General features: G+C 57.6%; 18 protein-coding genes. 4 read left to right on the top strand and 14 right to left on the bottom strand.

Going from position 1 to position 18,713, the window contains the following annotated elements:
- Nucleotides 1–16 precede the first annotated feature (16 nt).
- The 13 genes from lepB to KF784_16765 form a co-directional block, all read right to left on the bottom strand.
- A complete protein-coding gene (lepB, locus tag KF784_16825; GenBank protein ID MBX3120725.1) occupies nucleotides 17–595 on the bottom strand; it encodes a signal peptidase I in 579 nt (192 codons plus the stop codon).
- Nucleotides 525–3,038 (bottom strand): type IV secretion system protein TraC, encoded by a 2,514-nt coding sequence (traC, locus tag KF784_16820; protein MBX3120724.1) that lies wholly within the window; start codon nucleotides 3,036–3,038, stop codon nucleotides 525–527. Before traC ends, lepB begins: the two co-directional genes overlap by 71 nt.
- Nucleotides 3,039–3,062: 24 nt before the next feature.
- Nucleotides 3,063–3,725 carry a TraV family lipoprotein gene (locus KF784_16815; protein ID MBX3120723.1) on the bottom strand — a complete coding sequence of 221 codons (663 nt, stop codon included), beginning with the start codon at nucleotides 3,723–3,725 and terminating at the stop codon, nucleotides 3,063–3,065.
- Nucleotides 3,726–3,836: 111 nt separating this feature from the next.
- Nucleotides 3,837–4,613: a DsbC family protein gene (locus KF784_16810; protein MBX3120722.1), complete on the bottom strand. Its 777-nt coding sequence runs from the start codon at nucleotides 4,611–4,613 to the stop codon at nucleotides 3,837–3,839.
- A gap of 21 nt (nucleotides 4,614–4,634) precedes the next feature.
- Nucleotides 4,635–5,921: a hypothetical protein gene (locus tag KF784_16805; protein ID MBX3120721.1), complete on the bottom strand. Its 1,287-nt coding sequence runs from the start codon at nucleotides 5,919–5,921 to the stop codon at nucleotides 4,635–4,637.
- Between the two features lie 20 nt (nucleotides 5,922–5,941).
- On the bottom strand, nucleotides 5,942–6,715 hold the full coding sequence (locus KF784_16800) for a type-F conjugative transfer system secretin TraK (protein MBX3120720.1): 774 nt from the start codon (nucleotides 6,713–6,715) through the stop codon (nucleotides 5,942–5,944).
- Between the two features lie 10 nt (nucleotides 6,716–6,725).
- A complete protein-coding gene (locus KF784_16795; GenBank protein MBX3120719.1) occupies nucleotides 6,726–7,307 on the bottom strand; it encodes a hypothetical protein in 582 nt (193 codons plus the stop codon).
- 5 nt (nucleotides 7,308–7,312) lie between these two features.
- A complete protein-coding gene (traL, locus tag KF784_16790) occupies nucleotides 7,313–7,594 on the bottom strand; it encodes a type IV conjugative transfer system protein TraL (protein MBX3120718.1) in 282 nt (93 codons plus the stop codon).
- A 78-nt stretch (nucleotides 7,595–7,672) separates the two neighbouring features.
- Complete coding sequence (locus KF784_16785) at nucleotides 7,673–7,999, bottom strand: hypothetical protein (GenBank protein MBX3120717.1); 327 nt, start codon at nucleotides 7,997–7,999, stop codon at nucleotides 7,673–7,675.
- Nucleotides 8,000–8,105: 106 nt separating this feature from the next.
- Nucleotides 8,106–8,951, bottom strand: coding sequence for an OmpA family protein (locus KF784_16780; protein ID MBX3120716.1), 846 nt, complete (start codon nucleotides 8,949–8,951; stop codon nucleotides 8,106–8,108).
- A 370-nt stretch (nucleotides 8,952–9,321) separates the two neighbouring features.
- Nucleotides 9,322–10,113 (bottom strand): hypothetical protein, encoded by a 792-nt coding sequence (locus KF784_16775; protein ID MBX3120715.1) that lies wholly within the window; start codon nucleotides 10,111–10,113, stop codon nucleotides 9,322–9,324.
- On the bottom strand, nucleotides 10,103–10,915 hold the full coding sequence (locus KF784_16770; protein ID MBX3120714.1) for a hypothetical protein: 813 nt from the start codon (nucleotides 10,913–10,915) through the stop codon (nucleotides 10,103–10,105). Before KF784_16770 ends, KF784_16775 begins: the two co-directional genes overlap by 11 nt.
- Nucleotides 10,916–11,687: 772 nt before the next feature.
- The gene (locus KF784_16765) at nucleotides 11,688–13,475 is read right to left on the bottom strand and encodes an AAA family ATPase (GenBank protein ID MBX3120713.1); all 1,788 of its coding nucleotides are present in this window, start codon (nucleotides 13,473–13,475) and stop codon (nucleotides 11,688–11,690) included.
- A 159-nt stretch (nucleotides 13,476–13,634) separates the two neighbouring features.
- Between KF784_16765 and KF784_16760 the strand changes: the two genes are divergently transcribed.
- Together KF784_16760 and KF784_16755 are read left to right on the top strand one after the other, a co-directional pair.
- On the top strand, nucleotides 13,635–14,771 hold the full coding sequence (locus KF784_16760) for a hypothetical protein (protein MBX3120712.1): 1,137 nt from the start codon (nucleotides 13,635–13,637) through the stop codon (nucleotides 14,769–14,771).
- Between the two features lie 38 nt (nucleotides 14,772–14,809).
- On the top strand, nucleotides 14,810–16,144 hold the full coding sequence (locus KF784_16755; GenBank protein MBX3120711.1) for a hypothetical protein: 1,335 nt from the start codon (nucleotides 14,810–14,812) through the stop codon (nucleotides 16,142–16,144).
- A gap of 101 nt (nucleotides 16,145–16,245) precedes the next feature.
- Here KF784_16755 and KF784_16750 read toward each other — a convergent pair whose 3' ends face one another.
- Complete coding sequence (locus KF784_16750) at nucleotides 16,246–16,920, bottom strand: helix-turn-helix transcriptional regulator (GenBank protein MBX3120710.1); 675 nt, start codon at nucleotides 16,918–16,920, stop codon at nucleotides 16,246–16,248.
- Nucleotides 16,921–17,305: 385 nt separating this feature from the next.
- On the opposite strand from KF784_16750, the gene KF784_16745 reads away from it, so the two are divergent.
- Together KF784_16745 and KF784_16740 are read left to right on the top strand one after the other, a co-directional pair.
- Complete coding sequence (locus KF784_16745) at nucleotides 17,306–17,983, top strand: hypothetical protein (GenBank protein MBX3120709.1); 678 nt, start codon at nucleotides 17,306–17,308, stop codon at nucleotides 17,981–17,983.
- Nucleotides 17,984–18,363: 380 nt separating this feature from the next.
- Nucleotides 18,364–18,713: hypothetical protein (locus KF784_16740; protein MBX3120708.1), on the top strand; the 350-nt coding region annotated here is incomplete at its 3' end.

Raw genomic sequence — 18,713 nt, 5'->3', positions numbered from 1 at the left:
AGTATTACCGACCTCGCTAGATGAGCGGGGTCACCGTACCGAGAATATCCGCCTGCCGAATCAGGCCATAGTAGCGAGAGTCAAACGATCGCGGGTGTGGCAGCGCCACATAGTATTGCCCTTCGGGAATAGTCTCCGGGAACGTGGCTAGGTCGATCCGTTGCCCGTAGCGATCGATTCCGATTCCCCGCCCCACCGATTGTCCGTTGATATAGACTTCATTGTCTTTGACCAGAATGTGGTCACCCGGCACTCCGACTATGCGCTTCATCCACCGCTTTCCCACGTCCGCGTAGTCACGGTGTAAGCGGCCCGGCTGGACACGTTCCGCATAGTCTTGCTGCATGATGAACGCCACAAGACTCCCTCGCCCCACGGATTGACCTTTTTGAATGAGGAAGAAATTATGGTGGGGCCAACTCCCGCTCATGCGAGCGGCAACTTCATACCAGGGCGCAATGACGCCGGCAGCAATGATCGTCCCGCAGAACAGCATCAACCCCACATGCACCCACCGATGCCGATCAAGCCACTCGAGGATTGTCGGCGCCCGCTTGAGCACGTTCAGCAGCGATAATGCATTGAATGGCTTCATCGATGGAGAGCTCCTTTGACCCCTCTTTCCTCACCCGATCAATCAGCGCCAGCTCATCCGGATTCGTCGTAAACAACAACTGCGTTTCCCGTGGTACAGTCAGTCTGCAAATGCCTCGCCCAAATGGGGTGATCATGAAAATCTCTGAGTACTCCGTGGTTTTTGTAACAGAGGACAGGAGTCGGTATTCCATCTCCGACAACACAATGCGCCCATTGTTCCGAAACGCCGCGATGCTCTCGGTCTTTTGTTTGAGCAGTCCCACAAACTCCGCATTTTCGAGCAAATAACGCCCCACATCCCGCATCTTGTCGTAGTAGTCGTTGATGCCCTGCGTGATGGTGATCATGGAGCCACCCGACTTCCGGACTCGGCGCGCGCCGGTCTCGAAAAAGGCCGCGGTATTGCCTCCCTGGGACAACAAATCCCACGCCTCATCCAGAATGACGAATTTCCGCCGCCCGCGGTTCTCTTTTTTGTACATCACCGCCTGAATATTCATCTGCATCTGTAGGAGGATCACCGATCGCAACTGCTTCTGCTCGTTCAACCCATCAAGCTCAAGCACCACGAAGTCGTTCTCGAAATTGACGTTGTTCGTGCCGTTGAAGAGATGGGAGTACATGCCGCCCTTCGCGTAGGACGCCAACACGCGCGCCAGGTCTCTGGCCCGAGGATCCGTCATGCCCCTCAACACTCGGTGCACCGAATCCGGACAGCCCTCACGCCCTTCCACCTCAAGCACACGCATGATCGCTTCTTCGATGAACGAGAGCTCGACATCGGACAGCGGACGCGAGGGGGAAGCCATTTGCGCATGCAGCGCTTTGAGCGTCGCCAATTCGTCCGCGCGGTCACTCGGATCGTCATCGCCTCCAGCACTGCTCCCCCAGTGCACCAGCTTGCTGAACGGATTGAAACAGAGGCGTTGAGCGTTGGCTCCGTACTGGATGTATTGCCCCTTGAGCAACTCCACAAGTTTGACGTAGCTGAAGCCTGCATCGATGACCCACACCTGGCCACCAATGCCCAAGTAGCTCTTGATCCAATTGTTCATGAAGAACGATTTACCTGCCCCCGACGTCGCCGCGATAGCCATGTTGTAATTCGTCTGTTGATTGGCAAAGACATCCATGGTGATAAGTTGACCTGACCGAGATGTCAGCAGCACCACCGGAGCGCCGCCCCCCTTCCAATCCGCCACGATAGGGCAAATATGCGCCGGGACCTCGGTGTGGTAGGTCTTCATGCGTCTGAGTCCGTCGATGAGGGCTTTGTCATCCGATGGTAAGCCGAGGGGTAACCCCGTCATGAATATTTTCCACCCGATGAAGTGATCTTCCTGCAGAGTGATATCCTTGGCACGATATAGGGCTCGAAGAGTCCCTGTCTGCTCCTCCACGTGACGCGGGGTGTCCCCATACAGGACGACTTGGAAGTAGGATCCGATGAGCTGTCTTCCGTTTTCCAGTTGCGCTTGCACACCGTTGAAATGGTCCAATTTGAACCTGAGGGAGGGAATCAGACCCAGAAGAAACCCACTGGCTTGCTGGTTGATTACGACGTGCTTCTTTCGCAACTTGCCTTTCGCTTTGCCCTGATCAAATTTCAAGACATTCAACGTCAGGAAAAACGGACAGGTGATTTGATCGGTGAACCGGACCAGGCTCCCGATCAATTCGCGATTGTTGCCGCCATGCCACTGTACAGGCCATGACTGTACGGTGAGCGTCTTGAGAAACTTCCCGTCCAGTTCAATCATCTTGGTGCGGAGCGTGGCCGTCGTATCGAGACGGACCGCCTGATCCCGTATCGGCAGTTGATCGCTGTACGCCGGCGGCCGACTCTCCCAGCTGTGGCCCGGGTTCAGCAGCACATGCAGGACATTCAACAATTGCAGTGGCCCTACCCGCTCAGGCAGCAATCCCAAGGTGTTCAACTGTCCCTCGATGCCCGACACCGCTTGATGTATCCGCTCATCTTCCCACCCCTGCGCGGTCGTCTCCTGGGTCGGGAAGGCCACGGATACATACACGGTGAAATCTCGGGGGCGTAACGGTGGATTGGACGTCAGCTGTGTGTCTCGAGCATGCAGATAGAACTCTGCGGTCTTCCGCGCATCGGCCACATAGCGTTCCCCTGCCTGCCCCCGTTGCGCCAGCACAACGTGATGGTCCAGATAAGGCTCGATGATGGGAGATGCATGCAGCATGAATTGAAACGTGGTTCCGATCGGCAGGTCTGACTCGAAGAGATTCGTCAGCTTCTGAATAGACTCTTCCGACAACCCCAGTAGAGGCTTGCTGGCAAACACCACACCGATGCGCCCATCATCCAAGCGATAGACCTGGTTGGTGTCATCCCAAGCCTCATAGGGCAACCAATCACTGATGGCCGTCCGCTCGACCAGCTGCTTTGCCTTCCACTCAAGGATCGTCGACATATTCGCTCCTCTGGGGTCCTTCCACTACTGGGGTGGCAACTGGCCATCATCGGTCAGGTAATTGGCTGCTCCCCCGGACTGGGGAAGCTGCGGAAAGCCCTGCGGCATGATGCCGCCAGAACCAAGAGGATTCACGGGCATCGGCGCCGCGCGCTGCCCTGCTTCCGGAATGTTCTCCGTCATGGCGTTCACCGCCGCGTTCCCACTGGAGTTCCTCTTTCCGTCTCGTTTCTCGACCATCCGCCCCATTCTCGGATACAAATCTTTTCCATGCCACGAACTCGATCCGGGACTCACACCCTGCGTCATATGCCCGAAAATAAAGTCCGGTTCGTCGACGATGAGATAGTGACGCGACTGATCGTGGAGGCGTTTTTTCGTATCCTTCCAGGGAAATACCGTAACACGGAGGGCCGAGGCCGGCGTGATCACCGGCTTACCTACAGCACTGTCCGGTTTGCCGCTGAAGACCATCGGAGACGGGGCCTGACCAGGCCCTGAATTACCGCTGGTGTCGTGTGAGGCGTCCTTTTGGTCTTTCGTGTATTGCGTCACCTTCTGGCCGGCAGCGAAGCGCTTCTCGTAGGCTTCGGAGACTGATTCACACGTCGCTTGATCTGGATACCCCTTACAACTGAAATTGGATTCATAGCCGCCACAGCCTGCGAAGAGGACACACAGGCTCATAGCTGCCCCAGGGCCCAAGCCGTGCCATGAACCGCCTTGCGTGATACAGCGCCTCATAAACCCAGACATCATGTGGTCTGCCTCCTTGAGAATCCGCCCCGACCGTATTCCCTACTTTTGCTCCATCTCCAGCTGCAATAGCGCCAACACTTCACTGGCAGGACGATAACCGGCAAACGATTGACCGTTCGGCAAGAACACCATCGGAGTGGAATGCACCCCCAGCCGCTTCCCCAATTTGATGTTGTCGTCGATCGGATGACTGCAAGACCCCGCTTCCCCCACCACCGGCTTTGACATCAGGGCCCGCCCCAGCGCCTCAGCTTGGTCGGAAGCACACCAAATGGCGACGGACTTGCGATACGCATCCGGATGCGTCCGCATGAGCGGATACAGCACCACGGCTACCGGAACTCCTGCCTCGACGAGCTTTTGCACCTCCGGATGAAACTGCTGGCAGAACCTACAGTCTGGATCGTCGAAGACCAGCAGCGGGCGATCCAACTTCGGTTGCATCGGAGACAGTAGGATGGTCTTCGACGCATCCATCCCGGCCAGCAGCGCCTGTTGACGATCCCTCACATGCTCTTGCGTCACATTCCGGCCCATCTCGATATCGAAGAGTGCCCCGGAGAGCACGTATCTCCCGGAGTCATGCACGTACATGAAGTTTTCCACTCGGTCACTGTCGCTCTCTACCAAAAGCCACCCTGGGATTTCCATCTTGGACACTCGCAGCACTTTCATGCCGGGAAACTTCTGTTCGATCACCGTTTTGATGGGCATCACTGTATCATCCGGTTCGGCTCTCAAATCAGGCTCACACACCACCGACACACATATCGCACACAACATGCCCGCCATTAGCTGCTGATAAGATTGTTTCATCGCAACATGCCCTCTTTTGAATTACTGGAAGAACCCCTCCAACTCGCGTCCCGTTCCCACGATAAAATCCACTTCCCGCTGCGCGTCGATTTCGATCACCGGGAAAATGGAAGCCGCCATCATGCTGTAATGACGAGCCAACAACTCCGCGGCGCGACCGGCGCCACCAGCCATCCCCGACATTGCCACCGGCCCGGCCGGCGGTAAGTTGAAGGCTTGGCTCGGGCTTTGGGCAACGAAAAATCCGGACTGATAGGGCATGAAGGCCCGCGAGATGCCGGACACAAACCCAGCAAGCAGCGTGCGGCCCAACAATGCCCCTTCTTTCAAGACCACCCGCCCACGCATCCCCTGTTTGCCATCTTCCCCACTGACAAACCCTTTCAATTCGATATCGACCGCCTCCCCGTTCTTTTTCACGCACGAGATGGCGTTGCCGCGAATCATTACGCGTTCCGATGACAAATCTCCCAAGCCTTCTCCCACCAGGAAACAATCCTTCGCATCAATCCTCGCCTCATTTGGAAGCTTCATGATGTCGCGCACCATCATGAGCACCGGGTAGGGACTGTTTACAGCGGCCCCCCCGCCCTGCGCCCCCGTCGAACGAGCCGGCGCATCCATGCCGGAGAGTAACTTGACCGGGATAATCGTCCCCGTGTTCAGCCATAGTTTCTTTTCGTGCTTTTTGGCGCCAGGCACTGTCTCTGGCCGAAACACCTGAAACGCCTCGGTCGCCCCGCCCGCAACCCCAGGAGCAGGAAGCGCCCCGCCTGTCGGTTTCGGGGCGCTTTGCACGGGAATGGGCCCCTTCGGCACTGGCATGGTCGAGACGGGCGTCGCGCTCGCTCCACCCAAGGGATTGGCACTGAGCGGAGGAGGCAGCGGGGGCAAGGCGCCACTCTTCGTCCCGGCTAAGGCCCCACCACCAGAACGCGCCACCGACTCAATCCGCTTTTGCAGATCGCTCAACTGTGTCTTCATTTCTGTCTTGTCTCGCCCATCCTGCTCCAACAGTCTACGCATTTGGTCCCGCTGCTGCTCCAACGCCTCAATCCTGGCCCCTGCGTCCTTCATATAGATTTCTTTGTCCGTCGCCTCACGATTGATCGACACGGTCTTGACGGGAGACTTGCCACGGACAATCCCTGGTTGATTGCCTCGGAATTGCTGCAGCACCATGCTCAGGACGATGAATCCACCCACCAGGACAACTCCCGCCAACAGCTTTGAAGGGGCCGGTTTCTCTGGCCGAATCGGGTCGCCAGGGTTGAGAATCGCGCTCTCCGTCGGTTTAATCGATGCCATCCTAGGTCTCCGGTCTGAGGTTAGCCCTTTGCGTCTGGATCCACTTTCTGCTCCGGCTTGGGTTTGGGTGGTTCAGGCGGAGCGTCATCCAGCAGATACACCACCACTTCTTCGCCTGACTCGACCACCTCGCGATTTAAGGCGATCGCTTTTTGAGTCCCAGTCAGGAATTCCTGTTCCCGCAACGTGTATTTTTGTCCCGAGGTATTCACCAATCGATACACAATCACCCGGTACTTCGGCCCTCGATACTCGACTCCCTGCACCACTTTCAGCTCAAGCCACTTCGGATATCGTTCTTCGGTCATCGTCGTCTGCCGATACCCCTTGGGCAACGCGCCACGCGCAGCCATCTGCAGTGTGTCGAGTAGCCCATCCACATAGTCCCCGGCTTGGCGGGCAGGATCCGAATCATAGGGCACAGTCCCCGCGCGCCTATCCTCAATATTGACTGTCTGCGCACCGAGCGACGCGCTCACCACAACTTCGAAGACGTAGGTTTGCTCACCGGCCATCACGACCAGATCGGCCGGGCCGGTCTTGACCTGGACGATCAGGTTGCGCCCTTCCGGTTTGGCCTTGAGATCCGCCCTAGAGCTCGTCGCCATGGTGATCGGCGCGGGAAACGTCAGCACGTTCAAATCCCTTCCGGACAACGTGAGAGGCGTCGAACCTTCATCACCCACCACCACCGCCGCTCCTGCTGACCCGGCCCTGGATAAGCACAACAGCAGGCCAAGGACGCACATCGCCATCGCCCGGTGCTTTGTGTCTCGATACACGCTGGATGTCATACGTCTCCCCTTACCCCTTTGCCGGATCTGATTGACCATCCTGCAGCGAACGATCCAAATGAACCGCTGAGAGCCCGACCACCCACGGCCTCCCTTGCTCCCATCGCATCGAAATGCGGTACTCCCGCTCCTCTTCCCGAATCTCACTCTTCCCCACAAATCGGCGCTCGATCCCCTCGAACACGGCCATATCCCCGTCCACGCGGCTGGCTGTCACGAAAAACACCCGACTGAGATTGTTGGTCTTCACGTACACGGCTTCCGCTCCAAGAGACTCGGACATCAGCCCATAGTGGCTCGATGGAACCCACTGCAGGAGCTGACGATGGTGAAAATCAACAGAGGCGGGCGTGACATTGGCAATCCACGGCAACATGGCCATGGCAATGGACTTTTTGTAATACTCGTCGCCACCCATCGCATTCGCCCAATATTCCTGGGTCGGGTTGATCGGCACCACGTGCACCGCGACGTTCTGCCGAAAGAATCCATTCACCACCAACGCCACAGCGAGAACGATGGCCAGGGCCGCGAACACAAGATTTAAAACCTGGGCGTTATGCAATTTGGATTTCCACAACTCGATTGTCATCGTCGTTACTCCATCATCTCTCGGGTGGTTCCGTGCGGTGCCCCTGTCAGTTGAAACGTGGGCACACCAGACCAATAGGCCCAATGGAAGAGGAATCCCTCGGACTTCCCGTTCTTCATTTTCGACAACACCAACGTGCTCACGATCCCGACCACAATCAGGTAGGTCAGGAACTTCGTGACAATGCCGAGAAAGATGCACACAAAAAGCACGGCCAACTCATCAATCTCCCACCAGAAGATCTGGGGCAGGCTATCGAGATATCGTGGAATAAATGTGCCGTTCATCAGTCCCTCTCCTACTCCCTTGTGACGGCGGGGCGCTGATCAGCCCCGCCGTCACGACGCCTTACCTGCAACGCGCGCTTACATCAGTCCCGTGGTAATGGTCGGGATGATGTTGGGGATATAAAAGGCGGCGGCAGCCACACCGAACCCGGTGAACATGCCGGCCCAACGGCCCGCCATCGCCGATCCCAAGCCGATCGCTCCCGCGACCAGGGCCAACAACGTCCCAAGCGACCCCTGCATATAGTTGGTCAACAACGTGACCAAGGGGCCAAACGTCGCATCCGCACCCGCGAACGCGGGCACGGCCAGCACCACAAACGATGCCAGCACCATGAGCCCCAACAGAAGACTCATTCGCCAAATGTCTCCGGCCACTTTCCTTAAGCCATCGCCCATACTCAAGCCCCTCCTCTGGCTCGTCGTTCACAGTTCAGAAGACTGCGGTTGCCCAACCGAATGACCGCCCTCAGTTCATTCCAGCATTGTCATGCTCCTCTCCAGCTTCTCATTATGGTTTCCCTGAGTCGTGAGTGGCACCAGCTGACACCACAGGTGTTACCGGAGGTGCTTCCGATCGCCGCTCAACCTCGGAGGAATCTGCACACCTGCCTTGCAACAGCATCATGACCTCCACGCGTCGACTCTCCGCGTGGTTCGGCAGGAAACAGCAGCCTCCTCGACCGACCACTTCCACCTGAACCGGCCCCTTGACGCGCGCCTGCAGCACCTTCGCCACCGCCTCTGCCCGCGCCATCCCGAGTTCCTGGTTTGTCTCCCGAGATCCCGTCGGATCAGTGTATCCCTCCACCCGCAGATAGAGGATCTCCTCGATGCGTAGTTCCGTTAAGTCCCGTTGCGCACGCTCTGACAGGTCGGCCGACCCCATTGCGAACGAGACCCTTCGGTGCCGTACCTCAGGCTCGCGACGGCACACGACCGTGGTCGGGCTTCCGGTGGGACCAGGAATCACAGCCTTGTCCGGACTGCTTCCCGGAGCGCGGGACATGTCACCCGGACGAGCTGCCAGTGTGCCCGACGAAAACGTCGGCAACCCCTGTAGCCGATGGATCCCTGCTTTGATCGGTTTCGGCGGGAGATCCGCCACCGTCGGCTTGTTAGGTACCTGCGTGAGCGGCGTCGGTTCTGGACATCCCATCGGACGAGACAGCAGCCATTGCGGACCAGATTGGACCGAGACCACCGTTGTCGGAAAGGTGTAGCCCTGTCCGCAAAGTCGCGTTGGATCTGACATTGTTGGCGGCACGGCAGGTCTCGTGGTACAGCCCCCGACGGTCAGCAGTCCCACACAGGCCAGACCGGCCCACGACATGTAAGTCGGCCGTCCCCCTGTCATACTTCCCCCTTTCACCATGGCTCCCGAATGGCCAGGCTCATCCTTGGTATTACCGACTGCCACGGTGTCTCGCGGACGAACAGAAGATGCAGGATGTCGAAGGGGACCTCGTCGACGCGACGAAGTAGGCACGAGGGGACGCAAGCAGATCAGGAGGCGATCAGATCGCCAGGAGCCACGCGTCCAGCCCAGACTCGGAAGGACCCGTCGGTCGATCGTTGGAATAACCGAGCGCACTGAAGACACTGATGAAGACAGCTATCCATGAATTCGTCGCCATCATGGGAACGATACCCAAACAATTCCCCATTGCAATGAGGACACGGCTTCAGTAAGTTTCCATACAGTCCCATCGGTGACGCTCCTCGTTTTATCCCAACAAACAGGTGTTACCGTCTGGTTCCACTGTCCCCATGACCGCGGCTTGGATCAGCCGGTCGAGAGTCGCCATCTTAGAGGCGATCCTCACGATCGCCTCCCGCGAGGCGCGTAGCTCCTCCAATTCGAGGCCTCGCTGGTGCACCTTCCATTCCAACGCCTCGCACAACGTTTCGAGACGCCGCAGGATGGTTCTGACGGCCATTCCCTGAAACTCTGGCGATCGCGAACAGGCCACGATGAAGCCTTCGGTTTCCAGATCGACCGGTCTTTCCGCGTCAACACCCTGCTGCCGCGTACGATGGGCCTGGACGCGCTCCTCGATACGCAAGACCGCAGTCTCGAAGCCACGCAATTCGAACTCGTTAGAATACGCCACCTGTTGAGCATTCCAAGCAGTATCCCGCGTCAATGCGGGCAGACAGAATCGGACGAGATAACTATAGGAAAGCGGAAAGCTCAGTTGATCGCGCAGAGCCTCAATTCGCTCCCACTGTCCCTCGAAGGCGTTGTAGATCCTGGCGGACTCATACAACGTGTGAGGACGAATACACTTCCCTACCGCAGTGGACATGCGGTGTGCCATCTTCACAATCACCGCATCTCCAAACTGGCTCCGCTCCAACGCTTCAACGACGATGCCGCCAAGCAGAAAGCGTTCGCGTATCAATTCTCCCGCCACATACGTGATCGACCTCGCACACTGTTCGGCCCGTTGCACCAGCGGTTCTTGCCAGTCTGCCACCTGCTCCACCACCAGCCCTCCTTCCCCGTTAGAAGGCATACGTCACTCCCACTGACCCACGAAACGCCGCTTGCCCGACAGATCCAAGGAAATCGCGGGAGGCACTCACTGAAAGCAACCAGTGCTTGTCCAAGGCCAGCACATACCCCAGCTCCGGACTGGCTACCTGCTTCTTCGAATTAAGCGGGTCTTCCTGGAACCGCAAGCCGCCGACAATCGCAGAGGATTCATCGAGCGCCTTCACAAACCCCAGGTTCACGAAAATGATGCTTGAGCGATGCGGGACCCAATGACCCGGTTGAAACGACGGCACAACCTCATATCCCAGATTGCCATGGAGCCACCACCGGTTCCCCAGATTCCAGGACGTGACTAACGCCCCGCGCAATCCAGGATTCGTGCGTGCTCCCGCATAAGGTACCTCACCTAACACGCGCACGCTGATCGAAGGCAGCAGGTCTCGCTCTTCGGCTTGCTTCCGAAACCGCGCAAGAATTCCCACCTGGATCGATCTGGGATCGTCCATAGTCCCAGGAGTCAATGGGCCTCGGAGCGAGGTCCCGCTGACCGTCAATTCCATATTCTCTGTCGCCCCATAGCGCAGATCGTGCGTCGCCCGGAAACGCCCACTCTCTGAGCCAGAATCATTCCGCGTGATGTCAGGCCGCAGCGCTGATTGGATCACCACCTGATTGGTGGGCACAGGATAGGCGTCGTCGAGCGAGGTCGGATAGCCCGGACTGATATTCACTGGGGAAAGCGCCACTACCACGTCAGCCCCCAGACCTATGAACCCCAGTGTCACCGCAACCAACAGTACCCTCTTCCTGCCTCCACGCATCAGCCCCAGTCTCCTTATCGGCATTGCACAACACAGAAGGTTGCTACCCTCGTATTACCGAAGGACCGCGGCTGAGTGCGGCATATACGTTCAGGAGAGCGGAGAGTTAAGCGGCAGGGAAGCGCAGAAGTCAGGGTCACACTCCCTGATAGGTCCCGAATGGCCCATTCCAATGCCATGAGCCAGGGACAATTCGCAAGCAGAGCCGTGGATCGTGCCGATCCACGGCTCGCGTGATCCAAATCAGATGCTGAAACCACTTGTCAGCCAGGGTGTGGAGCGCTTCGTCAAATACCGGCGAATTCGCCCATTGATCACCGACAACCCCATCTGGTTCTTTCCTGACGGGCTCGTGTCGTGATATTCCAACTTGACATCCTTCCCGCCTGAAGGCCGGCGATTCCTACTGTGCTACGCATGAGCAAGCTCCCGCGTAGTCGCTTCGGCGGGTTCCTGCTTCAGACCGCCATCGCGGTTCGATCCATAGGCCATCCGGGCGTGTCACGCCCTTAGAACATTGCTCGCGCCGACTTCCATCGTGCGCCAGTATGTCGAGCCGCAACAGACGCCACCCTGAACACCAAGGACGGCGACGTCGTCCGCGCTATCCTTCCCCGCCCTGAACGGCGCGGCTTGTCACGCACCGGGTCAGGGCACGGTCCAGGCTCGGAGATGCCTTGGGCGCTACCGTGCCAGCTCCGACCGCACGCAGGCTCATGGGTCTGCATCACCGTATTACTGGCCGGCGCCTCCGGCTCATCCACCCCCCACGCTAATACACCATACAGACTGTCGCCTCGCGTCCACGCGTTCTACCGACATATTGCATGCGCTCCTCGACCGCAAACGCCCCACACTCCCGTTCTGGAATGATAAACACCACGCGCTCATAGCGACTCCCCTGCGCCTTGTGCACGGTAATGCAATAGCTCAGCCGCAGCTCCTCTGCCCTGAGCGCAACCTCACGCCCGGAGTCCAGTCGCAATGCGATCGTGTCACCCATACTCCCCAGCACCCGCCCTTGTTCCCCATTGACCGCTCGCTGGCCTATATCGTATCGAGTCTTGGTCACGATGACGCGGTCCCCCGTTCGAAACCCGCCATGACACGGCGGACCGTCCGGATTCATAATCTCCTGCAGCCACCGGTTCAGCCGATCCACACCGAGTCCTCCTGCATACACAGGAGACAACGCCTGCCACTCCACCCCTGTGTCTTGATAGCCGCGCACTATTTTTCGTAACTGATACAGCAGGAGCGCTTCGGAGGCGAAGCGAATTACCTGAACCTTGACCAGCAAGGACCCCTTGGAGCCTTCTTCGCCCAACCGCACCACCGGCAGGACTGTCAACAACTCAGCCATCACCGGAGTCGCTCCCACCGGAGCCAGTTGCTGGGGATCGCCGATCAACACAACCTGCCCCCGACAGGCGAGCAGCAATCGATACAAGGTGTGCCAGGTCAACATGCCGGCTTCATCGACCAAGACCAGGTCGGCATCCACAGTGGACACCGAGTAGCCGCCGCCCCCATACCCCAGCAGCTTATGCAGCGTCGTGGCGTCCTCCCCGAGGAGGGTGGCCGCTTTCCCGGTCATCGCCGTAGCCGCCACCTTTCCCCCTTGCTCGCGCACCTGGGTCATGAGGGATTTCGCTAACTCGGTTTTTCCACTCCCAGCACCGCCAGTGACAATCGAATACCGATACCGCAGCGATCTGGCTTGCACGCTTGAACGTGCGTCACCAGAGTCCTGCTGATTCGCTCGAATCATGGCCAGGGCTTTCTTTCGCGCGAAATACACCCCCGGCGAAAACCACAAGCCCTGCTCGAATTTCCCCACAAGCCCCATCTGGATGCTCACCGAGGGCGCAACCTTGTCCGCAGGCAGTCCGATCAATTCTGAACAACAGGCCACAAGATGCCCCTCAGAAATGCCACCGACCCCTTCTTCGTCGGCTCGCGCGAGCGCCTCCATCACCGCGGCCTTATAGTGTCCGTCACTACACAACTCATGCCCTAACACCTGCGCGGCCGCGACCGTAGCCTGAAAGGGAAGGCGCCGGCGGCGGTACAGCAGAAACGGATCTGCGGAGATGGCCCGCGCCGATCGCAGTGTGCCCTTCACTATCCCACGCGCCACTGCTTTCCACCCTGCACAACACAGCCATTCCACCAGGGGGCCTAACAATTGGCATACCTCCTCGAACCGAAGTGGTGGGGTACGACGCACGCCGAGGACCCCCAGCAACTCCGACGGGCTCGCGCAGGCTTCAAATCGTCGTGATCGTATCCTGGAGACCATCAGAACGGGATCGGCGCCATTGGCTGTCATTCGCCCCCAGCACTCTCCCACCTCACCGACCGAAGGCACGGGAATACCGTCCGGAACAAACGCCCGATGCTTGCGACCGATTTCGATCCAGTCACCAGCCCCTCGGCGCGCACGGGTCCGACTCGTGATCACCCCAACCACCTGAGGCATTTCCTCAGGGCAGCTCGCCACCTTGGCGGAGACGTCCTTCCCCTGCATACTCCCTTGGATCGATCCGTAGCCGTTCATCCTTCTCCCTCCCCCATTCTCAGCCATCACACACTCGTATCCACAACTCTGTGACATACCGTTTTGCTCCCAAAACGGTATGTCACAGCATCTTCACATCAGCGAACCGCACAACCTCTTGGTCTATCGACGCGCTACACGAACTCACCTGGAGGTCCTATGCTCGCTGAACTCATCCATCCACTCGCCCTCATGGAACATCAGGAATGGGAGTATAGACCTCGGCCATCGAACGCCGGCCCCGACCACTGCATCCGCAAACTCACGTACCATGCTCGACACGCTCCCGCGAAAAGTCCAAGCGGCCGCTTCCTTGTTGTCCTCGACGACAGTAGTTGGCATGAAGAACTGGTATTGAACTGGATCGCCAAGAGCACGTTTCATCTCCACAGCCAACAGCTTGAATTAACCTGCGCGACCACGCTCTTCCAGGGTCGACCGTTCCCAATCAAAGGTCACATTGACGGCGTCATCACGGACCTCTTGGGGATTGATCGCCTCCTGGAGTTGAAAGCTATCGAACACTTCACCTTCACTCGCTTTGCAGAAGGGAATTACCCGATAAACCACTTCGTACAGGTGGTCTTCTATCTGGTTGGGTTGGCCGCACTGAATCCTCACATCGACGAAGCGCTCCTCCTCATCAAGAACAAAAACCAGAGCGCGTTCCTCGAATATCGAGTCCGCTACGACCGCGACAACGACCGCTTGACCGTGCTCGAAATCACACACAGCACAGGCACGCGCATCTATCCCAAGCAAGACTTTGTGGGCTTGTATAAGGAGGCACTACGTCGCTTTGAAGAGGTGGAACAGTATCGGGATCACGGCACATTGCCTGCCCGCCCATATCCCAATGCCGACAACTACCATTGCGACTACTGTCCGTACCAGTTTTGCTGGGAAGGGATCGAACAGGCCCCCGTTGAGGGAATCGCGGAACTCCGCACTGAACTGGTGCCAGCCGTCGAGGAGTATCTCGGCTTGCAAACCGAGCTCGCAGCACTTACTCCGAAGCAAAAGCGCTTGGACGCACTCAAACAGCAATTTAAGTTGGAATTGAAGACAGATGGTATCACACGCGCGGAAGGGCATGGCTACTACATCGCATCGTCACCGTATGAACAGAGCAAATTAGATCAATCCAAACTGTCCAAAGCCGTCATTGAACGCGCGACCGTGAAAGAATCCTACAGCCGTTTCTCAGCCGGCCGACTGTCCAAAGGCATCGACACCACCAAATCGAAACGTCGGTCCCCGCTCAAGAAGCCGAAACCGACGACTCAAATCGCGTAACTGTATTCATGCGCTGATTCACATTAGTAGGAGGCATCATGTCCGACGCAGAAAAACCCACGTTCATTCCCATGAACCGCATCAACGGCATTTCTAACCGACGTCGCATGCCCATCATCGGCAAGATCCGCCTCGGCGTGAAAGTGAGCGGCCCCAACGGATTCTACCCCAAGGAAACGCCTCATTTTGTGGTCCCTGAAGAGGTCGCCAAGGTGTTCGGGGCGCAACCCAACGAGCTGGAGGTGATGTTCGTCTCCAACGATCCCACGGTCAATTGCCCGCAGGCCCTACGCTGGTACGGAGAAGCCGCCGGGCTGCAGTGCATTGGCAACAATCAGGTGGCTCGTCGCCTGAACCAAGACACCTGGAAAACCGAATCCCGGTCGTGTCCCTGCGAAAAACTCGAATCCGGAGAATGCGGCCCTCGCGCGAATCTCATCTTCATGATCCCCAAGGTCAGCAGCGGCGGTCTGTTTCAAATCGACTCCAGCAGTATCAACTCGATGGAAACGATTAACTCCTATTTCGATTTCCTCGCGCTTACCCTTGGACGTATCGCCATGATCCCGCTCAAACTGCGTCGCGTTCCAGTCACCAGACGCCGCGAAGGCCGCCCGACCACCCACTATCCGCTCGAATTGCGCTATGAAGGATCAGCGGACGAGACTGCCAGGTATCAACAGGAGACGGAGACGGTCCTAAAGAAGATCAAGATGTTGGAAATCCAAGAGCCGATCGAAATCAACCCGGTCCTGGATCCAGGAGCGCACGTTGTAATGGAAGAGGAGCTAGAGGACGACCCCGGTCCTGTAGCAGCCGAGGTTCCGGGGGACACTCCGTCCGAGACGCACGACCCCACACCTCCGGCGATGTTCACGCCCTCGACAGCCGCCGCTAAAGCGCCGGAGCCCACCCCCCTGCCCGCTGGCCCACTCATCTCAGTGGCCCAGACCAACTACCTGCTTCGGTTGACCAAGGCCTTGCCCCTCACAGAGGATGATCTTCGCATGAAGGTCCGCGCACTCACGCAACGCGAAGCGTCGGGGCTCATCAAGAGACTCATCGCTCAGGACTTTAGCTATTTCACGTCGAGCCCAGGCACTCCCCCGATCTCGCCTGCGAACACAGGGGCCGTCGCCGAGTCCATGACCGATCCCCAGTTCAAGAAGATCATGGGCCTCGTCATCTCAATGGATATCCAGGAGACACACGTGAAAAGTCTCACCAGCGGATATACTAAACGACAGGCCTCGACCCTCATCGACCAGCTCGTTGGTGGAGATTTTTCAGCATTCCAGGAGATGAAGGAGGAGGAGCTGCCAGTGCTTGTCACTCCAGAATCCGCACCAGTAGAAGAGAAAGTAGAGTTCTAATTCGCTGGCAGACAGACACGGAGAATATCGGGATGACTCAGGGACGGCTGTGAGCCGTCCCTGAGCACTACTGCCACGGGCGGGCACACGTCAAGAATCCGCTACTCATGAGCCGTAGGTGGGTGCATGCGCTCAGAAACCGGAAGGCTCACGGAGGCCTCCCCAAAGCGCAGCAACTCTTCCTGGGTTTCTGGGCGCAGGGATCCAAAGACTTGAAGGATATTCACACAATTCGGATTGCGTCCGAACAGCGATCTCGCGGATTCAGATAGATACCCGGCCTCGACTAGATATGTCTCAGACGACTGTCCTAAGACCTGGGCGAGCCGCTCCACTTCCGCTTGGCTCAAGCGACCGATCCCCGATAGCACCTGCTTGAATCTTCCACCTAGCTGTACCTGGTCCGTCACCCCAGCTAGCTCCTCATCCGAATACTCACTCAGGTCTTGCTTAACCCGCTCCAAAAAGGCAGCCGGCATGCCAGTAAGAATCTGATCATCTAAGAGTTCTGCGACTTCCGGGGAACACACTTCACGGGCTCGGGCGACCAACAGTTGGTAGGTCCGCCGTTGGACATCAAGCGGGGATCCACCCAGACACTGCGCAATGCGCCGCAACATGTCGTCACTGGGAAGAATCTTTTTCCGCCCACTGCTCTTTCCCCCTTCAATAATCGAGATATGCGAGGCCGTACACCCCAGTTTCTCAGCCAACTCAGTTTGAGTCAGATTCTGGGCAATCCGCATCCGGACCAACAAGTCCTTGACCAACACCATCCCCACCACACTCTCCCCGTCGGGCCCCGACGGGTGCCCAACCCACGCTGATGGAGTGATTAAACGCTTGTTGGCAAATTATAGGTAAACCCCAATTTATTGTCCATACGCCTATGGAGGTTACTCTACCTTCCCAATTTCAACCTCCCTCACGGCCTGCGTATAGTCAGACTGACATTCACGAGGGCAGTAACACATTCATGGGCAAACAAACATTTGTTTATATTCATCATCCCTCGCCGCTCCCTGGAAGAAGGGACTGCCGCACGAATGTCACACCACTTACGCACGGAACCATCATCGGCTCCATCAGCGTTGTCACGCACCCTTTCATTTTCCGAGACGCATGGTCTCACACATCTACCCCATCGGAAAGGACACCATCATGTCGTTTCGAACGCAAGCTCAACAACTCGCCATCGATTCGGACAATGACTCACCGCTGCTCAAACTGTTTCAGCAGAGCAAGCCCATCATCCACTCGATCGCGAAACGCTACTGCAATTTAGACCGCTCCTATGAAATTGAAGACTTGGAGCAGATCGGCTTTCTGGCCGTCAGGAAGGCCACTGAGAAATGGGACTTTTCCCGTGGAAACGCCCAATTCCAAACCTTCCTCTATCGCTATATTCAGAAAGCCTACCAAAGCGAATTCGATGGACGGGACAAACTGGTCGAAATCACCGACAAGGACGATCAATACGTCAAGACACTGCCCTATTCCACTTTCATCAAAGAGAAGCGGCGCTTACACAGCCAAGGCTTCAAAAGTCGTATCTTCCGGCGGCTTGTCCCTTTGACGACCCACGAACCGCCTGTCGTCCCTGACGCCTCGGCTGAATCTTTGGCACAGACCGATGTGCCCGGCACCGACGACGTCTTGGGTTTCACGGCTACCGATCGGTTCATCGAATTCTCGCGCAAACGCGCCAGAGCGATCCCCGACCCGACTGCTCTCGATCACGACCTGCTAACCACGTCGGAACAGTCGATCACGGGATCTTCCTCCGGCAGCGGCAACCACGCTCGCCAGGCACGGAAACGACGGACCTATGCCAACTGATATGACACGGATCATAGCCGAAACCATCTGCCGGCAGGTGGGACTTCGCGCGGGTCCGACTCCGATGCCCACGGAGCCCGTGCTCCCCATGAGCGCGTTCCGGGACATCTGCCGGGGCCACAACATTCCCTGCAGTGATTGGAAACTCTATCGTTGGTTAACGTTGGAACGGGAGAGTCTACCCAGTCCGGTACAAGCCATCCTCCAGCATGCACCGGCCCAGTGGTACATCGTTACCACCCCCTCTCAAGGCCGCTATCGAGGTCGGCAATATGTCGTTCCTCTCCGCTATTTGTCCGAGATCCATCGCGTCTTTGCGATCCAACGACAGCTAACCAAGAACCTCGCTGAGCCAGAATCCAGTGCTCAACAGATTGCCAATGGCATCCTTCGCCGACAACCCACAATCACCAGTCATCAACTCCAACGGGAGCTTCATCGTCGCGGCCACGACCTGTCACGACGTCACATTTACAGAATCATCGCTCGTCACAGCCAGCAACAAGGAGCCCGGCATGCAGATCATCATGATTCCTACATCCCAAATCCGAGTCCATGACGAGTACGCCACGCTCTTTCCGCCGCTCACGTCGTCAGAGAGAGCGAGCCTGAAAACCAGTATCCAAGACGCCGGGATCCATGATCCCCTGCGAGTCGAACGACAGCCTACCGACGCAGCCTCCGTCCAGCCCTATGTAGTACTCGGAGGCCATCATCGCCTGAGCATCGC

Source organism: Fimbriimonadaceae bacterium (assembly GCA_019638775.1).
Lineage (GTDB): Bacteria > Armatimonadota > Fimbriimonadia > Fimbriimonadales > Fimbriimonadaceae > JAHBTD01.
This window is presented reverse-complemented; position numbering and strand designations above follow the sequence as displayed.